The organism is Massilia sp. LXY-5 (assembly GCF_059801075.1).
This window is the reverse complement of record NZ_JBNNEH010000007.1, coordinates 166,961-182,917: the sequence shown is the minus strand read 5'-3', so window position 1 is coordinate 182,917 and position 15,957 is coordinate 166,961. Positions and strand designations below refer to the sequence as shown.

The following is a 15,957-nucleotide window of genomic DNA, read 5'->3' as shown; positions in this document are numbered from 1 at the left end:
GCAAACAAATAAGAACCGGGGATTGGTTTGTACAAATATGGCGCAGCCGGCATCAGGCCTACATGCGCATGCTGGGCAGGCCGGGGCGCCGGATCGGAGGCGGGGGCGGCACGCGCACCGGATCGATATTCGGTTGCTTTGGCGCTTCGCGACTGAATGGGTTGATGATGATCGGCGGGATGGCAGGCGGAGCCGATGGCGGCCCCTTCGGTCCCCTGTCCAGCCGGACTGGCAGTAGTGCACCGCGATGCACCTTCATCGTTGAATTGACGACATGCATGGGATCCCTCCTACAACAGAGCAGGCTGTCAGTATAGGCGGCGATCTGCGCATTACAAGGTCGAAAAGACGGGCATTCGTCGGCCCCATCTGCGCTCCGGCCCGCCGAATACGCCGCCCGTCGCAGAGCGCTCGCCCGCGACTTCGCAGATGCTTACAGTAAAGCCATACCACTCCACTACCGAGGCCTCGCCATGAAAAAGATTGCCCCCTACCTCATCCTGTTCCTGTGCGCCCTGCTGCTCTGGGACCTGCTGTTCACCTTCGGCGACGCCAGTTTCCACATCGACGGCGACGAGATCGACGGCCCGCTCGGCGCCATGCTCGGCATCCTGTTCGCAGGCGGCGGCACGCTGATCGGCTTGCTCGTGGTACTGGTAGTGGGCGTGGTGCTGGCGGTCGTGATGGCCGGCGTGGGCGTCGTCATCGTCGGCGCAATGGCGATCGCCGGCCTGGCCGTTGCGGCGGCGATCGTGCCCTTCCTGTTACCGCTGTTACTGCCGCTGGCCCTGATCTGGTACCTGGTCAGCCGGGCGCGCCGCAACCGCGCCGTGCAGAAAGTGGCTGTCTAGGCTTTCTCGGCGGCGAACTGCGCATAACCGCGCGCACGCAGTTCGCAGGCCGGACAGGTGCCGCAACCATAGCCCCAGTCATGGCGCTCGCCGCGCTCGCCCAGGTAGCAGGTGTGGGTCTCGAAGCGCACCAGGTCGACCAGCACCTGCCCGCCCGCCTGCTCCGCCAGCTCCCAGGTCTGCTTCTTGTCGATCCACATCAGCGGCGTCTCGACTTTCAATCGCGTTGCCATGCCGAGATTGAGGGCCACCTGCAGCGCCTTCATCGTGTCGTCACGGCAATCCGGATAGCCCGAGAAATCGGTCTCGCACATCCCGCCCACCAGCACCGTCAGGCCACGCCGGTAGGCCACCGTCGCCGCCACCGTCATGAACAGGAGGTTGCGGCCGGGCACGAACGTATTCGGCAAGCCATTCGCCTGCATTTCGATCGCCACATTGCTCGTGAGCGCGGTATCGGAAATGCGGCCGATCAGCGACAGGTCGACCATGTGGTCTTCACCCAGGCGCGCGTCCCAGTCGGGCGACAGCGCGCGCATCTTCTCGAGCACGGTCGGGCGCACGGTCAGCTCGATCGCATGGCGCTGGCCATAGTCGAAACCGATGGTTTCCACGCGCGCATAACGCTGCAATGCCCAGGCCAGGCAGGTAGTCGAATCCTGTCCTCCACTGAAGAGGACGAGGGCGGTGTCGGGAGCGTGCATGTGTGGTTTTCCGGGAAGTTAAACGTTCGCCATTATTTTTGCAATTCCGCTAAGATTCGCTCAGCTTTTACACTGAGACGGAGACACATGGTTCTCGCAACATCCCACCGGACCGCACAGGCGGGACCAAGGCAATCACGGATTTTGGCACAAATCATGCTGTCCGTATATGTCGTGCTGGGCGCACAGGCTGCGTACGCACAGGGTATCAATTACACGGTACGCATCGACGCCCCGGGCAAGCTCGACGACCTGCTCGAGGATAACCTCGACCTGCTGCGCTGGCGCGGCAACCCGCGCGTCGACCTCGAACAGCTGCAGCGCCTTGTGAAAGCCGCGCCCGAGGAAGCGAAAACCCTGATCGCCACCGAAGGATATTATTCGCCGCGCATCACCGCCGGACTCGATACGAGCGGCGCCACCCCGGTCGCACGCATCGTCGTCGATCCCGGCCAGCCGGTGCTGGTGAGCGACCTCGACCTCGTGCTGCAGGGCTTCGTACCCTTCGAACAGGGCGGCGCCCCGTATGATGCCGCTGCCCTGCGCAACCGCTGGTCGCTGCCGGTCGGCGCGCGTTTCCGCCAGGCCGACTGGGAAGCGGCCAAGCGCGATTTGCTGCGCGAGGTGATGCAGTCGCGCTTCCCGCGCGCCCAGCTGGTCGAAACCAGCGCCACCGTCGATCCCGACGCCTATAAAGCCTCGCTGCGCGTGGTCATCGACAGCGGCCCCGAAATGCGCTTCGGCGAATTGCGCATCCGCGGCCTGAAGCGCTATCCGCGCGAGGTGATCACCAACCTGAACAAGATCAAGCCGGGCGACATGTACAGCGAAGCGGCCCTGCAGGCCCTTCAGTCGCGCCTGCAGGAAACGGGGTATTTCGCCACCGTCGAGGTCAGCGCGGACATGCGCGCCGTGCTCAATGCCGAGATCAAGGAACTGAAGGACGACGAAGACGCCCCGGCCCCGGCCGGGCAAGCCGCCGCCGCCGGCCAGGACACCGTGCCCGGCCAGGCCACGACCGGCGTCAAGCCGCCCACCGCGCCCGGCCCGACCGTGCTGCCGGTGCTGGTGCGCGTCACCGAGAACAAGCAGAAGAACCTCGAGGTCGGCCTGGGCTTCTCGACCAATACCGGCGGGCGTGCTTCGCTCGGCTACGACGACCTGAGCGTGTTCGGCAAGCGCATGAAGAGCGACCTGGTCTACGAACAGAAGCACCAGCTGGCCCGCGCCGATTTCTACTGGCCGACGAAACCGAACGGCTACAACGACAGCATCGGCGGCGGCTTCGAGCGCCTTGATGTGCGCGGCGAGATCACCACTACCGCCAGCGTGGCCGCCCGCCGCGCCTGGGGCACGCCGGAACTCGAACGCAGCATCACCCTGGAAGCGCTGGCCGAACAGCGCAAGGTCGAAGGCATCGATAACGCCTACAGCAAGAGCATTCCGCTGACCTACAGCGTCACCCGGCGCAAGCTGGATAATCTGCTGCAGCCGACGCGCGGCTATGCGCTCAACTGGCAGCTGGGCATTGCGCCGCTGCCGCTGTTCACCGATGAAAAATTCATCCGCGGCTATACGCGCGGCGTCTATTACAAACCGGTCGGCACCAGCGGCACCCTGATCCTGAAGGGCGAAGCCGGCGCCGTCGTCTCGAAAGACAAGGTCGGCGTACCAAGTACCTTCCTGTTCCGTGCCGGCGGCGACCAGTCCGTGCGCGGCTACGGCTACCAGCAGCTGGGCGTGCGCGAAGGCGAAGCCATCGTCGGCGGGCGCTACCTGCTCACCGGCGGCGCCGAATACCAGTACTGGTTCCGTCCGCCATGGGGCGTGGCCTTCTTCGTCGATGCGGGCAACGCCGCCGACAAGTTCAAGGAGCTGAAACCGGAATACGGCTACGGCGTCGGCGCGCGCTGGCGCAGCCCGGTCGGTCCGATCAACGTCGACGTCGCCTATGGCCAGGCGGTGCGCAAGGTGCGCCTGCACTTCTCACTTGGATTCACGTTCTGATGGACGATCACAACACCACCCCTCCCACCCCGGCCAGGACGCCCGCCCCGAAGGTGCGGCGCTGGCCGCGGCGCGTCGCCATCGGCCTGCTTGCCACCGGCGTCGTCGGCGGCGGCGCCCTCTGGTACCTGGGCCGCGAAACGACGCTGCAGATGATTGCGGAGCGCGCCGCGCGCGCGACCGACGGCAAGCTGACCATGACCGGTGTGCGCGGCTCGATCTACGGTGCCATGCACATCGACCGCATCGTCTGGCGCACCGAGACCCAGCTGGCGACGGTGACCAACATCGATCTCGAATGGTCGCCGCGCCAGCTGCTCTCGAAAGGCATCGAGATCAACAAGCTGCACGCGGCCGACCTGCGCATGGAGACCCTGAAGCAATCCGACGAGCCGACCACGATGCCGGCCTCGCTCGCCCCGCCCTTCAAGATTGCGCTCGACGATGCACGGCTGGCGAAAGCGACCTTCGTGAACAAGGGTGCCAGCACCGTCATCACCGACGTGCGCATGCGCCTGAACGGCGACAAGGTGCAGTGGCAGCTGAGCGACACGTCCGCCTCCACGCCCTGGGGCAAGGTTGCGGCCGACGGCAAGATCGCCTCAACCAAACCGTTCAAACTCGACGCCAACGCCAGCCTGTCGCAGGCGCACGTCGGCCCCGGCGCCACGCCCGCCCAGCTGAAACTGCGCGCCGGCGGCGACCTGAACCTGACCACCCTGGATGCCACCGGCAACGCCGGCCGCGCGGGTGGCGACGCGCGCCTGACCTTGTCGCCGTTTGCCAAGATCCCGCTGCGCACCATGGACCTCAAGGCCCACAACATCGATCCGGGCTTCTTCAATCCCTCGTTGCCGACGGCGGATCTAAGCCTGACGGTGGCCGCGAAACTGGACGACGCGCGCGCCGTTTCCGGCAGCGTCAACCTGGTCAACGAGGGACCGAAAGGCACCATCGACCAGCAGCGCCTGCCGCTGCGCGCCTTCCGCGGCCAGCTGGGCGGCAACCTCGATGCGATGCGCCTGGCCGACGTCGTCCTCGACTTCGGCGACGCCGGACGGTTTACCGGCAGCGGCAGCGTGCAGCGTGGAGAAGACAAGGAGGGCCTCGGCACCGCCAACTTCGCCCTGCACACCGACCGCTTCGATTTGAAGGGCATCCACGGCAGCATGAAGGCGACCAAAATCGCCGGCGACATCGCGGTGGCGAATGTCGGCAAGGTGCAATCGCTCGACATGCGCCTGGTCGAGAGCGGCCTGCGCCTGACTGCCAAGGCCAGGCTGGAAAACAACCAGGTCGACGTATCCGAGGCGCGCCTGGTGGCGGGCAGCGGCAGCGTCGACCTGCGCGGCAACATGAAACTGGGCGAAGACAAGGCCTTCAAGCTCAGCGCGAACGCCAGCCGCTTCAATCCGGCGGCGCTGGGCGACTATCCGCAAGCCGACATCAATGCGCTGGTGAACGCCAACGGTGTGCTGGCCCCGAGCTGGCGCGTGAATACCGATTTCGCCGTGCGTCCGAGCCGTCTTTTCGACCAGCCGCTGTCCGGTAAAGGCAAGCTGACGGCCGACGCGAAGCACGTCAGCGGGGTGGACGCCAACCTCGCTCTCGGCCAGAACACGGTCAACCTGAACGGCGCATTCGGCGCCCCGGGCGAACGCCTGGCCTGGCGCCTCGAAGGCCGCCAGCTCGCCAGCCTGCGCGCCGACCTGTACGGCGCGGTCGATGCGAATGGCGTCGTCACCGGCACCATGGCCAACCCGCGCACGACCTTCGTCGCCGACGCGAACGGACTGGGTTGGATTGCAGCCCAGCGCAAAACCAACAACAGCAACCTGCACGTCAGCGGCGAAGCCTGGCTCGCCGGCGGCGAAGGCGCGCGTTTCGTCGAGGCCAAGGGCAGCGGCAACATGGCGCGCTTCAATCCGGCCGCCTTCGGCAGCCCGCTGCCCGGTTCGATCAATGGCGCATTCGACGCCAGCGGCCGCTCCGGCGCCGACTGGCGCGGCGCCCTGAATTTAAAACTCGAGGAATCGACGCTGGCGAAATCGCCGTTGTGGGGCTATGCGCGCCTGGCGGCCGATAAACGCCACGTCTCGGGAGCCGATGTCGACCTGCACGTGGGCGCCAACGTGATCGCGGCCAAGGGCAGCTTCGGCGCCGGCAGCGACCGCCTCGACTGGCGCATCGATGCGCCGCAACTGGGCGCGCTCGGTCCCGATTACGCCGGCCTGCTGCGCGGCGCCGGCACCGTCAGCGGCACCATGGACACGCCCTCGCTCACCGCCAACCTGGAAGGCCAGAACCTGCGCCTGCTCGGCAAGCACAGTGTCAAAACGCTGCGCGCCAGCGCGAATCTCGGCTCCGGGCGCGGCGGCGCCGATCCTCTGGTCAGCGATATCCAGATCACCGAATTGGCCAGCGGCGAGACCCGCATCGCGGCAGCGAGCCTGCAGACCAGCGGCACGCGCGCGGCACACAGCCTGCGCGCCGCCGCCCGTGGCGACGACTTCGACGCCTCCACCGAGGTGCGCGGCGGCTGGAGCGGCAATGCCTGGGCCGGCACCCTGGCAGCCCTGCAGAACAAGGGCCGTTATGCGATGACCCTGGCGCAGCCGGTACCGCTGCGCATCGGCGTCGCGCCCGGCGCCGGCATCGCCGGCCTGGCAAAACCGGAGTCGCTCGCGTTCAACGGCGCGCTGATCCGGCTGCCGGCGGGTACCGTCAACATCGCTACGCTCACCAAGACGGGACCGCGCTGGAACAGCCGCGGCACGGCAAGCGGCGTGCCCTTGAATTACCTCGGCCAGTTCTCCGAAGCGCTGCGCGAAAACGTGCAGGGCAACCTGACCCTGGGCGCGGACTGGGCGCTCGACCTGCGTACCGCGACCGCCACCGGCGGCGCGCCTGCGCTGGCCGGCGGCGTGCACGTCTTCCGCGAAGGCGGCGACGCCCTGGTCGGCGCCGGCACGCCGGTCGCGATGGGCCTGCGCAGCTTCGATGTGCGCGCCGACGTGCAGGGCAGCGCGCTGCGCACCCAGCTCGTACTCGACGGCACCCGCACCGGCAGCGCGCGCGTCGACGGCACCGTCCAGATGATCGGCGGGAAGGTCAACCGCGACAGTCCGCTGCGCATGACGGCGAATGCCGACATGGCCTCGATCGCCTGGCTGGCGCCCTTCGCCGGCCAGCGCGACCTCGAACTCGACGGCAGCCTGAAACTGGCCGTGACCGGCGCCGGCACCATCGGCACCCCAAGCCTGAACGGCACCGTCAACGGCGACGCGATCGCCGTGCGCTGGCCCGAACAGGGCGTGCGCCTGCAGGGCGGCCAGCTGCGCGCCCAGCTCGCGGGCGACCGGCTGGTGCTGCAGCGCCTCTACCTGCAGGGCCTGCAGGGCAGCGCCACCGCCGACGGTTCGATCCGCTTCGGCGCCGGCGACCCGGCGATGCAGCTGAACCTGGTGGCAGATAAACTGGAAGCCCTGTCGCGTCCGGACCGCACCGTGATCGTCTCGGGCAAGGCGGCCCTGGTGCGCGACGCCAGCCGCTACTCGCTGGAGGGCAACTTCAAGGCCGACCGCGCCCTGATCGAGTTCGCGCCACAGGGCCGGCCGACGATCTCGGACGACGTCATCGTGCTCGGCCGCGGCAAGCCGATCCCGCCGCAGAAAAAGCAGGCCGACATGCCGCTGACCGTCGACCTGCGCGCCGACCTGGGCGACAACTTCCACCTGCGCGGTCTCGGCATCGACGCCATGCTCGAGGGCAGTGCCCGGGTCCGCATGGTCGGCAGCGCCGCCCCGCGTGTCAACGGCAGCATCCGCGTCGCCAGCGGCAACTACGCTGCCTATGGCCAGAAGCTGGCGATCGAGCGCGGCGTGATCACCTTCAGCGGCCCCTACGACAATCCGACGCTCGACGTGCTGGCGGTGCGCAAGCGTCCGGAGGGTGACCAGCTGAGCGAGACGAATGTCGAAGCCGGCGTGCAGGTGCGCGGCACGGCGCGCTCGCCGCAAGCCAGGCTGGTGTCGACGCCGAACGTGCCGGACAGCGAAAAGCTGTCCTGGCTGGTGCTGGGCCATGGCATGGAGGGCACCAGCGGCAACGAGAAGGATGTGCTGAGCGCCGCGGCCGGCGCCCTGCTGGGCGGCAAAGGCGGCACCGGCGGCATCCAGTCGAAGCTGGCGAACTCGCTCGGCGTCGATGAACTGGGCATCGGCCAGGGACGCAACGGCAACGCCGAAGGCTTGGCCAATACCGTGGTCACGGTGGGCAAGCGCATCTCCTCGCGCGCCTACCTCAGCTTCGAACAGGGCGCAGGGACGGCTTCGAGCCTGGTGCGCCTGCGCTACAAGCTGACGCCGAAATTCACCCTGCAGTTCCAGGCAGGGACGAACTCGGCGCTCGATGTGCTGTACGCCTGGGCCTTCGATTAAATTCGATTCAATTCGTACTCAAGAACGAAGAGGTCCCCGCGGGGACCTCTTTTGTTTTAATGCAGGCTCGGTTTTGGATCCGGCACCGGGTCTTCGTTGGCCGGCGTATGGACCGGCACGTGATGCGGATGCGGCGCATCGAAGGGTTCCGGCGCCGGCTCGTCGGCCGGCACGGGATCGGGCGCGCGGTGCGCGCGCACCGGGATGGGAGTGGATGCGAACATGGGTCTGGTCTCCTGAAAACGGTGTTGTCACCTTACCATGGTGCGTGCCCGCCTGACGCCCGGTTACAATGCCCCCTTCGACTCAACCAGTACGCCTGACCGATGACCATCACCACGCTCGCCCTGCTCCTGCTGACGCCGATCCTCGTCTGGCGCATCTATTCGCGCCTCAAAACGCAGATGGCGCGCCAGCGCTCGATCATGTCGCGCCATTACACGGGCGTGCTGGTGTTCGTCGGGATGATCCTGGTGTCGCTGTCGGAAGTGATCACGCGGCCGTATGCGCTGGGCGCGCTCGTGGCCGGTACTGCGCTGGGCGTGTTCTGGGGCGTGTTCGCACTCAAGCGCACCGTGTACGAAGACACCGAAGGCGGCTATTTCTTCACGCCGCCGATGCGGCTCGGGATCGTGATGGCCATGATCCTGGTGGCGCGCGTGCTGTATATCGGGGTCGAGCTGTATGCAAGCCAGCAGGGTAATGGCGTACCGGCGCCGCGGTTCACGGACAGCCCGCTGACCATGCTGTGCGTGGGGCTGACGGGTGGGTATTTCGGGGCGTATTCGGTGGGCTTGCTGCTGTGGCGGCGGCGCCTGCGCCAGGCCATCGAACAGGCCTGACGCAAGCTGCCGGGCCCTGTCTCAGGCCTGGGGCAACATGAAGCCCGCAAAGAAATCGGCCAGGGCCCCGTGCGCATCCAGGGGCAGGACCAGGGCGACATACTGGTCGGGGCGCACCACCACCAGGGCGCCCTGCTCGCGGTCCACGCCGCGCAGGTCGAAGATGTCCGGGCCCTGCTTGAGCCGGGCGCTGAATACCTTTTCGTAATCGTGCAGGCGATATGGGCCTTTCTGCGGCCATAGCAAGGCGGGCATCGCAGTGACTTCCAGGTCGGCGTGGCTTTCCTGGAACACGGCGCGCAGGTCGAACACGGCGTCCGGATCCTGGCCTGCAGGCGTGTACCTGCGCACCGGCGAATCGGGTGAGTCGTCGAGAAAGCGGCACAGGGCGCGCACGCCGCCCTTGTCGTCCAGGGCGCCGTCCCTGCCGGCGAAGGCGTAGAGACGCCAGCGTCCGTCTGCCTTGCCTGCATGCCCCAGCTGCACCACCCTGGCGTCGCTGATGCGCAGCACCTCGGCCGAGTGAAAACGCGTTCCCACCGCGAAGCCGGTGGCCAGCGCCTGGTGCCTGAGGTCACCGCAGAGGAGCGAGGCGCCGTATTGCGTGCCGACGCCCGCCGTGTAGCGCAGGTGCCGCTCGAAATAGGTCTGGAACGCCTTCGGGTCCAGGCCTGCGCCCGTGCCGTCGGCCGGTTTGTCGCTGATCATCCTGGCCCATTCGCTGTCGAAGTCGATCAGCTGCTTGCCCACCGACTGGCGCTCGGCATTGTAGCTATGTAGCAGCGCCGGCGGGCATTGCCCGCGCAGGACGGCAGCCAGCTTCCAGCCCAGGTTGAAGGCATCCTGCATCGAGCAATTCATGCCCTGGCCCGCCTTTGGACTATGGGTGTGGCAAGCGTCGCCGGCGATGAAGACGCGCGGCAGCCGGCTGCCCTCCTCTCCTGTTGCCACGTCGTCGTACTTGTCGCAGATGCGCTGGCCGATCTCGTACACCGACCACCAGGCCACTTCCTTCACATCGAGCCGATAAGGATGGAAGATGCGCTGCGCCGCATCGATCAGCTGGTCGACCGTGATCTGGCGCTGCGCCACCCGTTCGTTTTCGCTCAGCTTGTCCATCTCGACGTACAGCCGCGTAAGGTAACCGCCCTCGCGCGGAATGATGAGGATACTGCCTGCTTCGGACTGGATCGCCACCTTGTAGCGCACGTCGGGGAAATCCGTCACCGCCAGCACATCCATCACGCCCCAGGCCTGGTGCGCGGCCTCGCCCGCCAGTTCGCGGCCGATGGCTGCACGGGTGGCGCTGCGGGCGCCGTCGCAGCCCACGACATAGCGCGCCCGCACCGTCTCGCGCTGCCCCGCATGTTGCGGGTCGGTCCGTTCCAGCGTCACCGTCACCGGATAGTCCCCGCGCGTCTCGTCCACGCTGACGCCCACCAGCTTGCGCGCGTAATGGGGTTCCAGCCGGCTGGGCGAGTTGCGCATCGTCTCGAGGTAGAGATCGTGGACCCGCGCCTGGTTGAGCACCACGTGGGGGAACTCGGACAAGCCGTCTTCCGTGTCCTGGACGCGGCCATGGCGCACGATGTCCTGCGGGTTCCGTGCGTCCGGCTTCCAGAAGGTCACCTCATTGATCCAGCACGACTCCTGCAGCACGCGCCCGGCAAAATCGAAGGCCTCGAACATTTCCATCGTGCGGCAAGCGATGCCGTCGGCCTGCCCTTTTTCAAGAGGCCCTTCTTTCTGCTCGACGATCGCCGTGTGAATTTCCGGAAACGCAGCCAGTTGCGCCGCCAGCGTCAGGCCGGCCGGCCCGCAACCGACGATGAGTACGTCGACCTGTGCCGGTACGGCATCCGTGTGCGGCCGGGCAAGGGGTGAAGCGGGGTGACGCTGTGGGTCACCGGGCCGAAATCCGTCGAGATGGAATTGCATGGCTGGTCTCCTGAAAGCTGCTGCCTGATGTTGTAGTCAACACTGTGACGGAAAAGCAGTATGTTGAAAACCGATGGTTCTTGATTGCTATAATCGGAATTTTAAATACTGGTACGCGATGAAGCGATTCGACCTGGAACTGCTGCTGGTGTTCGACGAGATCTTCAAAACGGGGAACGTGACCCGGGCTGCCCACAACCTCGGCCTGCCGCAGTCGAGCGTCAGCCTCGCCCTGGCCAAGCTGCGCGGGCATTTCAACGACCAGCTGTTCAGCCGTACCGCCAAAGGCATGGTGCCGACGCCACGCGCGCAGAACGCGGTCGGGGACGTGCGCCGCGCGATCCTGGCCCTGCAGCATGCGCTGGCCGACCAGCCGCTGTTCGATCCCGCCGCCAGCACGCGCCGCTTCCGGATCTGCATGACCGATATCAGCGAGATCGTGCTCCTGCCGCGCATCCTCAACCACCTGCGCGGTATCGCCCCGGGCATTCATCTCGAGATATCGCGGATTTCGCCCGACACACCGGCCGAACTTGCGGACGGCACGGTCGACCTGGCCGTCGGCTTCATGCCGCACCTGGAGGCCGGCTTCTACCAGCAAAAACTGTTCGACCAGCACTTCGTCTGCCTGGTGGCGAAAACGCACCCGCGCGTGGGCGCCGCGCTGACGGTGGAGCAGCTCGGGCAGGAGGGACATGTGCGCGTACGGACCTCGGGCACCGGCCACGCAATCGTCGACAAGATCCTGGCGCGCGAGGAGATCGAGCGCAGCGTGGTGCTGAACCTGCCCAGCTTCCTGGGCGTTGCCTCCATCGTGGCGCAGACCGAGCTGCTGGCCATCGTCCCCGAGCGCTATGCCAGCGCGATGGCCGGCAGTGAAGCGGTCCGCTTCCTGCCGGTCCCGGTGGAGCTGCCCGCTTACCAGGTCAAGCAGCACTGGCACGAGCGCTATCATGCCGACGTCTCGAATCGCTGGCTGCGCCAGATGGTGGCCGCGCTGTTTGCCAGCGGCGACGCCGCCGGCCACTAGCGCTATTTTTTCCCCGGGTCCTTCTGGTTCGGAAACTGGTCGAATTCGACGTTGAACAGCTCGCCGTTCACCTTTTCGACCCGGCGCACGTATTCCGTCTGCACCACGTCGCGCGTGGCGGGATCGAGCATGATCGGCCCGCGCGGGCTGTTCAGCTTCAGGCGCTTCAGCACTGCCATGGCCTTGTCGCCGTCGATGTTGCCCTTGAGCTGGCGCGTCACCTCGTAGATCGCCGCCATGCCGTCGTAGCCGCCGACGGCCATGAAATTGGGCCGGCCCGCGCCCGGGTTGGCGCTCGCAAAACTTTTAAGGAAGGCGGCGTTCTCGGGCGACTTGTGCGCCGCCGAGTAGTGGAAGGTGGTGATCACGCCCAGCGTGGCGTCGCCCATCGCCGGCAGCATATGGTCGTCCGTCAGGTCGCCGGTGCCGATCACCTTGATGCCTGCTTCGGCCAGCCCGCGCTCGCGGTAGCCCTTCATGAAGGCGATCGTGTGCTCGCCCGGCGGCACGAACACGAATACCGCGTCCGGCTTCGCGTCCTTGATGCGCTGGATGTAGGGCGCAAAGTCCGGATTTTTCAGCGGTACGCGGATCGTCTCGGGCACCGTCCCTCCCCCTGCGGTGAGGGTCTCCTTGAAGGCCGTTTCGGCATCGATGCCGGGCGCGTAATCGGCGACCAGGGTGACCACCTTGCGGATCTTGTTCTTGAGCGCCCAGGTCGCCATCGGCGCAGAGCTCTGCGGCAGCGTCATCGATACGCGTGCGATGTAGTTCGACTTGGTCGTCACGATGGAACTGGCCGCATTCATGACGATCATCGGCTTCTTCGCCTGCTCGGCAAGCGGCGCGACGGCCAGCGCTTCGGGCGTCAGGCCGAAGCCTGCCAGGAAATCGACCTTGTCGCGCGTGACAAGCTCCTGGGCCAGGCGCTTCGCGATTTCGGGCGCGGGGCCCGTCGTGTCCCGGACCAGGACCTCGATTTTCTTGCCCGCGACGGTACTGCCATGTTGCGCAATATAGGCTTTGATACCGCCTTCCATCTGCTTGCCGTAGTCGGCAAACGGTCCGGAAAAGGGCGCGACCAGGCCGACCTTGATGGTGTTCTCCGCCGCCTGCGCCAGCAAGCCGACGCCGAGTGCGGCCGCTGCGATGACGATCCTGGACATTGCATGTTTCATGTCTTGTCTCCTGTTGTATGGTTCTGGTTTGCTCCTAGTGTGCCCAAGTTCCCGGGTGCTGCATACTCGGCGGAGTCTGATTCGCGCAATCAGCTTTTCGAATAGTAGGGTCAAAAAAAAAGAGGCCCGGCGGGCCCCTTCTCTTATGCGGCTTTCGCCTCTTCTTTCCTTCTCTGCAGCACGAAAATCGGCTGCGCCCACTGCGTGTCCTTCTTCTTCTTGCTCGTGATGAGCGTCAGTTCCGAAGGATCGTAGACGTCGGTATTGTGCGTCAGCGGCGTCGTCATCAGGTACTGGGCGTCGGTGTTTTTCAGGAACTCGCCGACCAGCTGGATATTCCGGATATCCAGGTGCGCGAACGGTTCGTCGATGAAGACGAAGCCGCCCGAGCCCTCTTCCGACTTGAGCAAACCAATCAGCAAGACCAGCGACTTCATCACCTGCTGGCCGCCCGAGGCTTCGCCGTCGTTCATGCCGATCTGGTCCTTGCCGTCGAACTTGAACCGCACATGCAGGCCGGCTTGCGCCAGTTGCACGTCGTCGTTCTCGAGGCGCACCGGGTCGGCCTGCACGTCGATGCCGGCCAGTCCGCCCAGGTCCTTGATGTTCTTCGAATAGGTCTTGATCGTGTAGCGCAGGCGCTCGATGTAGGCGCCGCGCGCATTCCCCGTCGCCTCGATCGCACGGTTGTTCTGGTAGCGGCGCTCTTCGGTCTCGACCTGGCGCCCCGACAGCTGGTCGTTCAGGCGCGCGTACTGGTCGATCACGGTGGCATCGAGTTCCCAGTCGTCGCGCGCCAGCGCGTGTTCGAGCGAGGAGATGCGCAGGTTGACCTGGTGCGCGTTCTGGTGCTGGGCCACCAGGGCCGCGCGCCGCGCCGGACGCTTCCACGCCGCAGGAATATTCTTCCAGCCGCGGCGCAGCGCCAGCAATGCCTGCGCGTGTTCGCTTCTCTGCTCGATCTGGCGGCGGCTGTTCAGGCGCAAGCCCGCTTCCGCTTCCGACAGCGCCATGCGCGCGTTCTGCCAGACGGTGTCGGCACGGGTGCGCGCGACCGTCGCGTTTTTCGTCAGCGTCTGCAGTTCGCCCAGGCGCGCGCCCACTTCCAGGCGTTCCGCACGCAATGGGGTCATGCTGCGCGCCGCTTCCTCGAACTCGGCCTGGCGCGCCGCCAGTTCCTTGGCCGCGTCGACACCCGCGATACGGGCTTTCAGGGCGCCGACTTCGGCGGCGAGTTTACTGATCGTGAGCGTCAGCGCGTCTTCCTTCGCTTCGAGCGCCGGCAGGGATTTCTGGATCGCCTCCAGGCGCTGGGTTTTACCCGCGGCGCCGAAACGGTAGCGCGAGGGCTCAACAAATAACGAGCGCCCGCCGCGGCGTTCGCGGTGGTAGGCGTCCGGCGTGATCCACTCTTCGGTGCCCGACTTGAAGCCGGCATCGACCGAGTCGACGCGGTCGATGCGCGCCAGCTGGTCGATCAGCCAGCCCGGTGCCGGTGCCGAGAAATTCACCACCGACAGCAGGCTGTCGTCCTTCATCTTCGGCGCCTCGACGCAGTCGGGGACGATGAAGTGGCGATAGCGCTCCTTCTCCGCCAGGCGATACGCCGCCGGCGCATCCTTGGCGCGTTCGAGCAGCACGACCGAGGCGTAACCGCCGAGCACACCCTCCACTGCCCCCTGCCATTTCGGATCCGTCACTTCGACGATATCGGACAGCATGGCGTGCGGGATGCCTTCGTCGCGCAGGGCGCGACGCATCAATCTCTGGGCTTCCGGCTCCGGCATCGCGCTCTTGCCCTGCAGCGCGGAGATGGTCGCCATTTCGGCGGCGATCTTCGCGCCCAGCGCTTCGCGCGCGGCTTTCTGGCGCGCCAGCTCCGCTTCCTTTTCTTCGAGCTGGGAAGCGACTTCCGCCATGTCGGCGCCCGCTTCCGCCGCCAGCTTCTGCAGGCGTTCCTTCTGCTCGATCAGGTTTTCCAGCGGTTTGATGCGGCTGTTGATCTGGGTAAGGCGGCTGGCGAGGACGGTGCCTTCCTGCTCCAGCAGGGTTTCCTGCTGCTGGGCTTCGGTCAGCGCGCGCTGCTGGGCGGCCAGGGCCTGGCGTTTCTCGGCCAGCACGCTGTCGACCTGCGCCATCGGCTTGCGCTGTTCGTGCAGGGTGCGGCTGATGTTCGCCGCCTTTTCGCGCGCCTCGTGGTACTCGAGGCTCGGCAGCACTTCTTCCTTCAGGTCGCGCCGTTCCTTGTGCAGGTCTTCCCATTGATGGTAGTTCGCCACGCGCAGGCGCAGGCCCTCGAGGTTGATGCGCGAGGTTTCCAGTTCCGCTTCGAAGCGTTTGAGTTCCGTCTCGGTGTCGCGCTGGTGGCGCTTGGCTTCGTCGTAGGCGTCCAGCACTTCCTTGTCGCCGAAGACCTGGAACACCAGGTCCAGCAGCTGGCGCGGCGCGTATTCGCACAGTTTATCGGTCTCGCCCTGCTCCAGGGCCAGCACCTTGGACATCGCCGGCGACAATCCTGCTGATGCGAGTCGTTTCCGGTAGTTCTCGACGCCGAGCCAGTCGGTCGCTTCGGTGACTTCCTCGATGTTGACGTTCCCCGGGCGCATCAGGTACTGGCGCTTCCAGTCGCCGCCGTTCTTCTGCACCTGGCAGAAGAGCGTGACTTCGTCGTCGGCGAAAAAGCCGGAATGGCGGAACGGCCGGTTCGACAGCTGGCGCCCGACCGGCTTGTTGTCGACCACGGCGCGGATCCAGGCGCTCTGCTGGCCGGAGTGGCGCGCATAGTGTTTATAGGTGCGGCCCATCGAGCAATCGAGGCCGAAGAGCGTGCGCAGCGCGTCGAGCAGGGTCGTCTTGCCGGAGCCGTTCTGGCCGGCGATGGTGATGATCTTGGCGTCGAGGGGGATGTTCTTGATCCGCTGCCAGTAATCCCAGTGGACCAGTTCGAGTGATTTAATGTGGAACATGC

General features: G+C 66.2%; 10 protein-coding genes. 5 read left to right on the top strand and 5 right to left on the bottom strand.

All coding sequences use genetic code 11. From position 1 onward, the window contains the following. The first annotated feature begins 473 nt into the window (after positions 1–473). Complete coding sequence (locus tag ACI48I_RS22000) at positions 474–851, top strand: hypothetical protein (RefSeq protein ID WP_498575405.1); 378 nt, start codon at positions 474–476, stop codon at positions 849–851. Here ACI48I_RS22000 and queC read toward each other — a convergent pair. Next, positions 848–1,555, bottom strand: coding sequence for a 7-cyano-7-deazaguanine synthase QueC (gene queC / locus ACI48I_RS21995; RefSeq protein ID WP_498575404.1), 708 nt, complete (start codon positions 1,553–1,555; stop codon positions 848–850). The genes ACI48I_RS22000 and queC overlap by 4 nt on opposite strands. A 156-nt stretch (positions 1,556–1,711) precedes the next feature. Here queC and ACI48I_RS21990 point away from each other — a divergent pair, with 156 nt between their 5' ends. Then, a complete protein-coding gene (locus ACI48I_RS21990; RefSeq protein ID WP_498575403.1) occupies positions 1,712–3,562 on the top strand; it encodes an autotransporter assembly complex protein TamA in 1,851 nt (616 codons plus the stop codon). Then, a complete protein-coding gene (locus ACI48I_RS21985; protein WP_498575402.1) occupies positions 3,562–8,001 on the top strand; it encodes a translocation/assembly module TamB domain-containing protein in 4,440 nt (1,479 codons plus the stop codon). Before ACI48I_RS21990 ends, ACI48I_RS21985 begins: the two co-directional genes overlap by 1 nt. A 56-nt stretch (positions 8,002–8,057) precedes the next feature. Here the strand turns inward: ACI48I_RS21985 and ACI48I_RS21980 are convergent, their stop codons facing one another. Beyond that, entirely contained in the window at positions 8,058–8,225 is a 168-nt protein-coding gene (locus ACI48I_RS21980) for a hypothetical protein (protein ID WP_193687342.1), read from the bottom strand. Between the two features lie 102 nt (positions 8,226–8,327). Between ACI48I_RS21980 and ACI48I_RS21975 the strand changes: the two genes are divergently transcribed. Next, complete coding sequence (locus ACI48I_RS21975; RefSeq protein WP_193687343.1) at positions 8,328–8,843, top strand: CcdC protein domain-containing protein; 516 nt, start codon at positions 8,328–8,330, stop codon at positions 8,841–8,843. A gap of 21 nt (positions 8,844–8,864) precedes the next feature. On the opposite strand, the gene ACI48I_RS21970 is transcribed toward ACI48I_RS21975, so the two are convergent. Further along, on the bottom strand, positions 8,865–10,781 hold the full coding sequence (locus tag ACI48I_RS21970) for an FAD-binding monooxygenase (protein ID WP_498575401.1): 1,917 nt from the start codon (positions 10,779–10,781) through the stop codon (positions 8,865–8,867). Between the two features lie 118 nt (positions 10,782–10,899). Between ACI48I_RS21970 and ACI48I_RS21965 the strand changes: the two genes are divergently transcribed. Further along, complete coding sequence (locus ACI48I_RS21965; RefSeq protein ID WP_193687345.1) at positions 10,900–11,811, top strand: LysR family transcriptional regulator; 912 nt, start codon at positions 10,900–10,902, stop codon at positions 11,809–11,811. A gap of 2 nt (positions 11,812–11,813) precedes the next feature. Here ACI48I_RS21965 and ACI48I_RS21960 read toward each other — a convergent pair whose 3' ends face one another. Further along, entirely contained in the window at positions 11,814–12,989 is a 1,176-nt protein-coding gene (locus tag ACI48I_RS21960) for an ABC transporter substrate-binding protein (RefSeq protein WP_498575400.1), read from the bottom strand. A 143-nt stretch (positions 12,990–13,132) separates the two neighbouring features. After that, a complete protein-coding gene (locus ACI48I_RS21955; RefSeq protein ID WP_498575399.1) occupies positions 13,133–15,955 on the bottom strand; it encodes an ATP-binding protein in 2,823 nt (940 codons plus the stop codon). Positions 15,956–15,957: the final 2 nt, after the last annotated feature.

Excerpts from the sequence above, each read along its gene's own strand:
- ACI48I_RS22000 (WP_498575405.1), top strand. The coding sequence starts at position 474 with ATGAAAAAGATTGCCCCCTACCTCATCCTGTTCCTGTGCGCCCTGCTG.
- queC (WP_498575404.1), bottom strand. The coding sequence starts at position 1,555 with ATGCACGCTCCCGACACCGCCCTCGTCCTCTTCAGTGGAGGACAGGAT.
- ACI48I_RS21990 (WP_498575403.1), top strand. The coding sequence starts at position 1,712 with ATGCTGTCCGTATATGTCGTGCTGGGCGCACAGGCTGCGTACGCACAG.
- ACI48I_RS21985 (WP_498575402.1), top strand. The coding sequence starts at position 3,562 with ATGGACGATCACAACACCACCCCTCCCACCCCGGCCAGGACGCCCGCC.
- ACI48I_RS21980 (WP_193687342.1), bottom strand. The coding sequence starts at position 8,225 with ATGTTCGCATCCACTCCCATCCCGGTGCGCGCGCACCGCGCGCCCGAT.
- ACI48I_RS21975 (WP_193687343.1), top strand. The coding sequence starts at position 8,328 with ATGACCATCACCACGCTCGCCCTGCTCCTGCTGACGCCGATCCTCGTC.
- ACI48I_RS21970 (WP_498575401.1), bottom strand. The coding sequence starts at position 10,781 with ATGCAATTCCATCTCGACGGATTTCGGCCCGGTGACCCACAGCGTCAC.
- ACI48I_RS21965 (WP_193687345.1), top strand. The coding sequence starts at position 10,900 with ATGAAGCGATTCGACCTGGAACTGCTGCTGGTGTTCGACGAGATCTTC.
- ACI48I_RS21960 (WP_498575400.1), bottom strand. The coding sequence starts at position 12,989 with ATGAAACATGCAATGTCCAGGATCGTCATCGCAGCGGCCGCACTCGGC.
- ACI48I_RS21955 (WP_498575399.1), bottom strand. The coding sequence starts at position 15,955 with ATGTTCCACATTAAATCACTCGAACTGGTCCACTGGGATTACTGGCAG.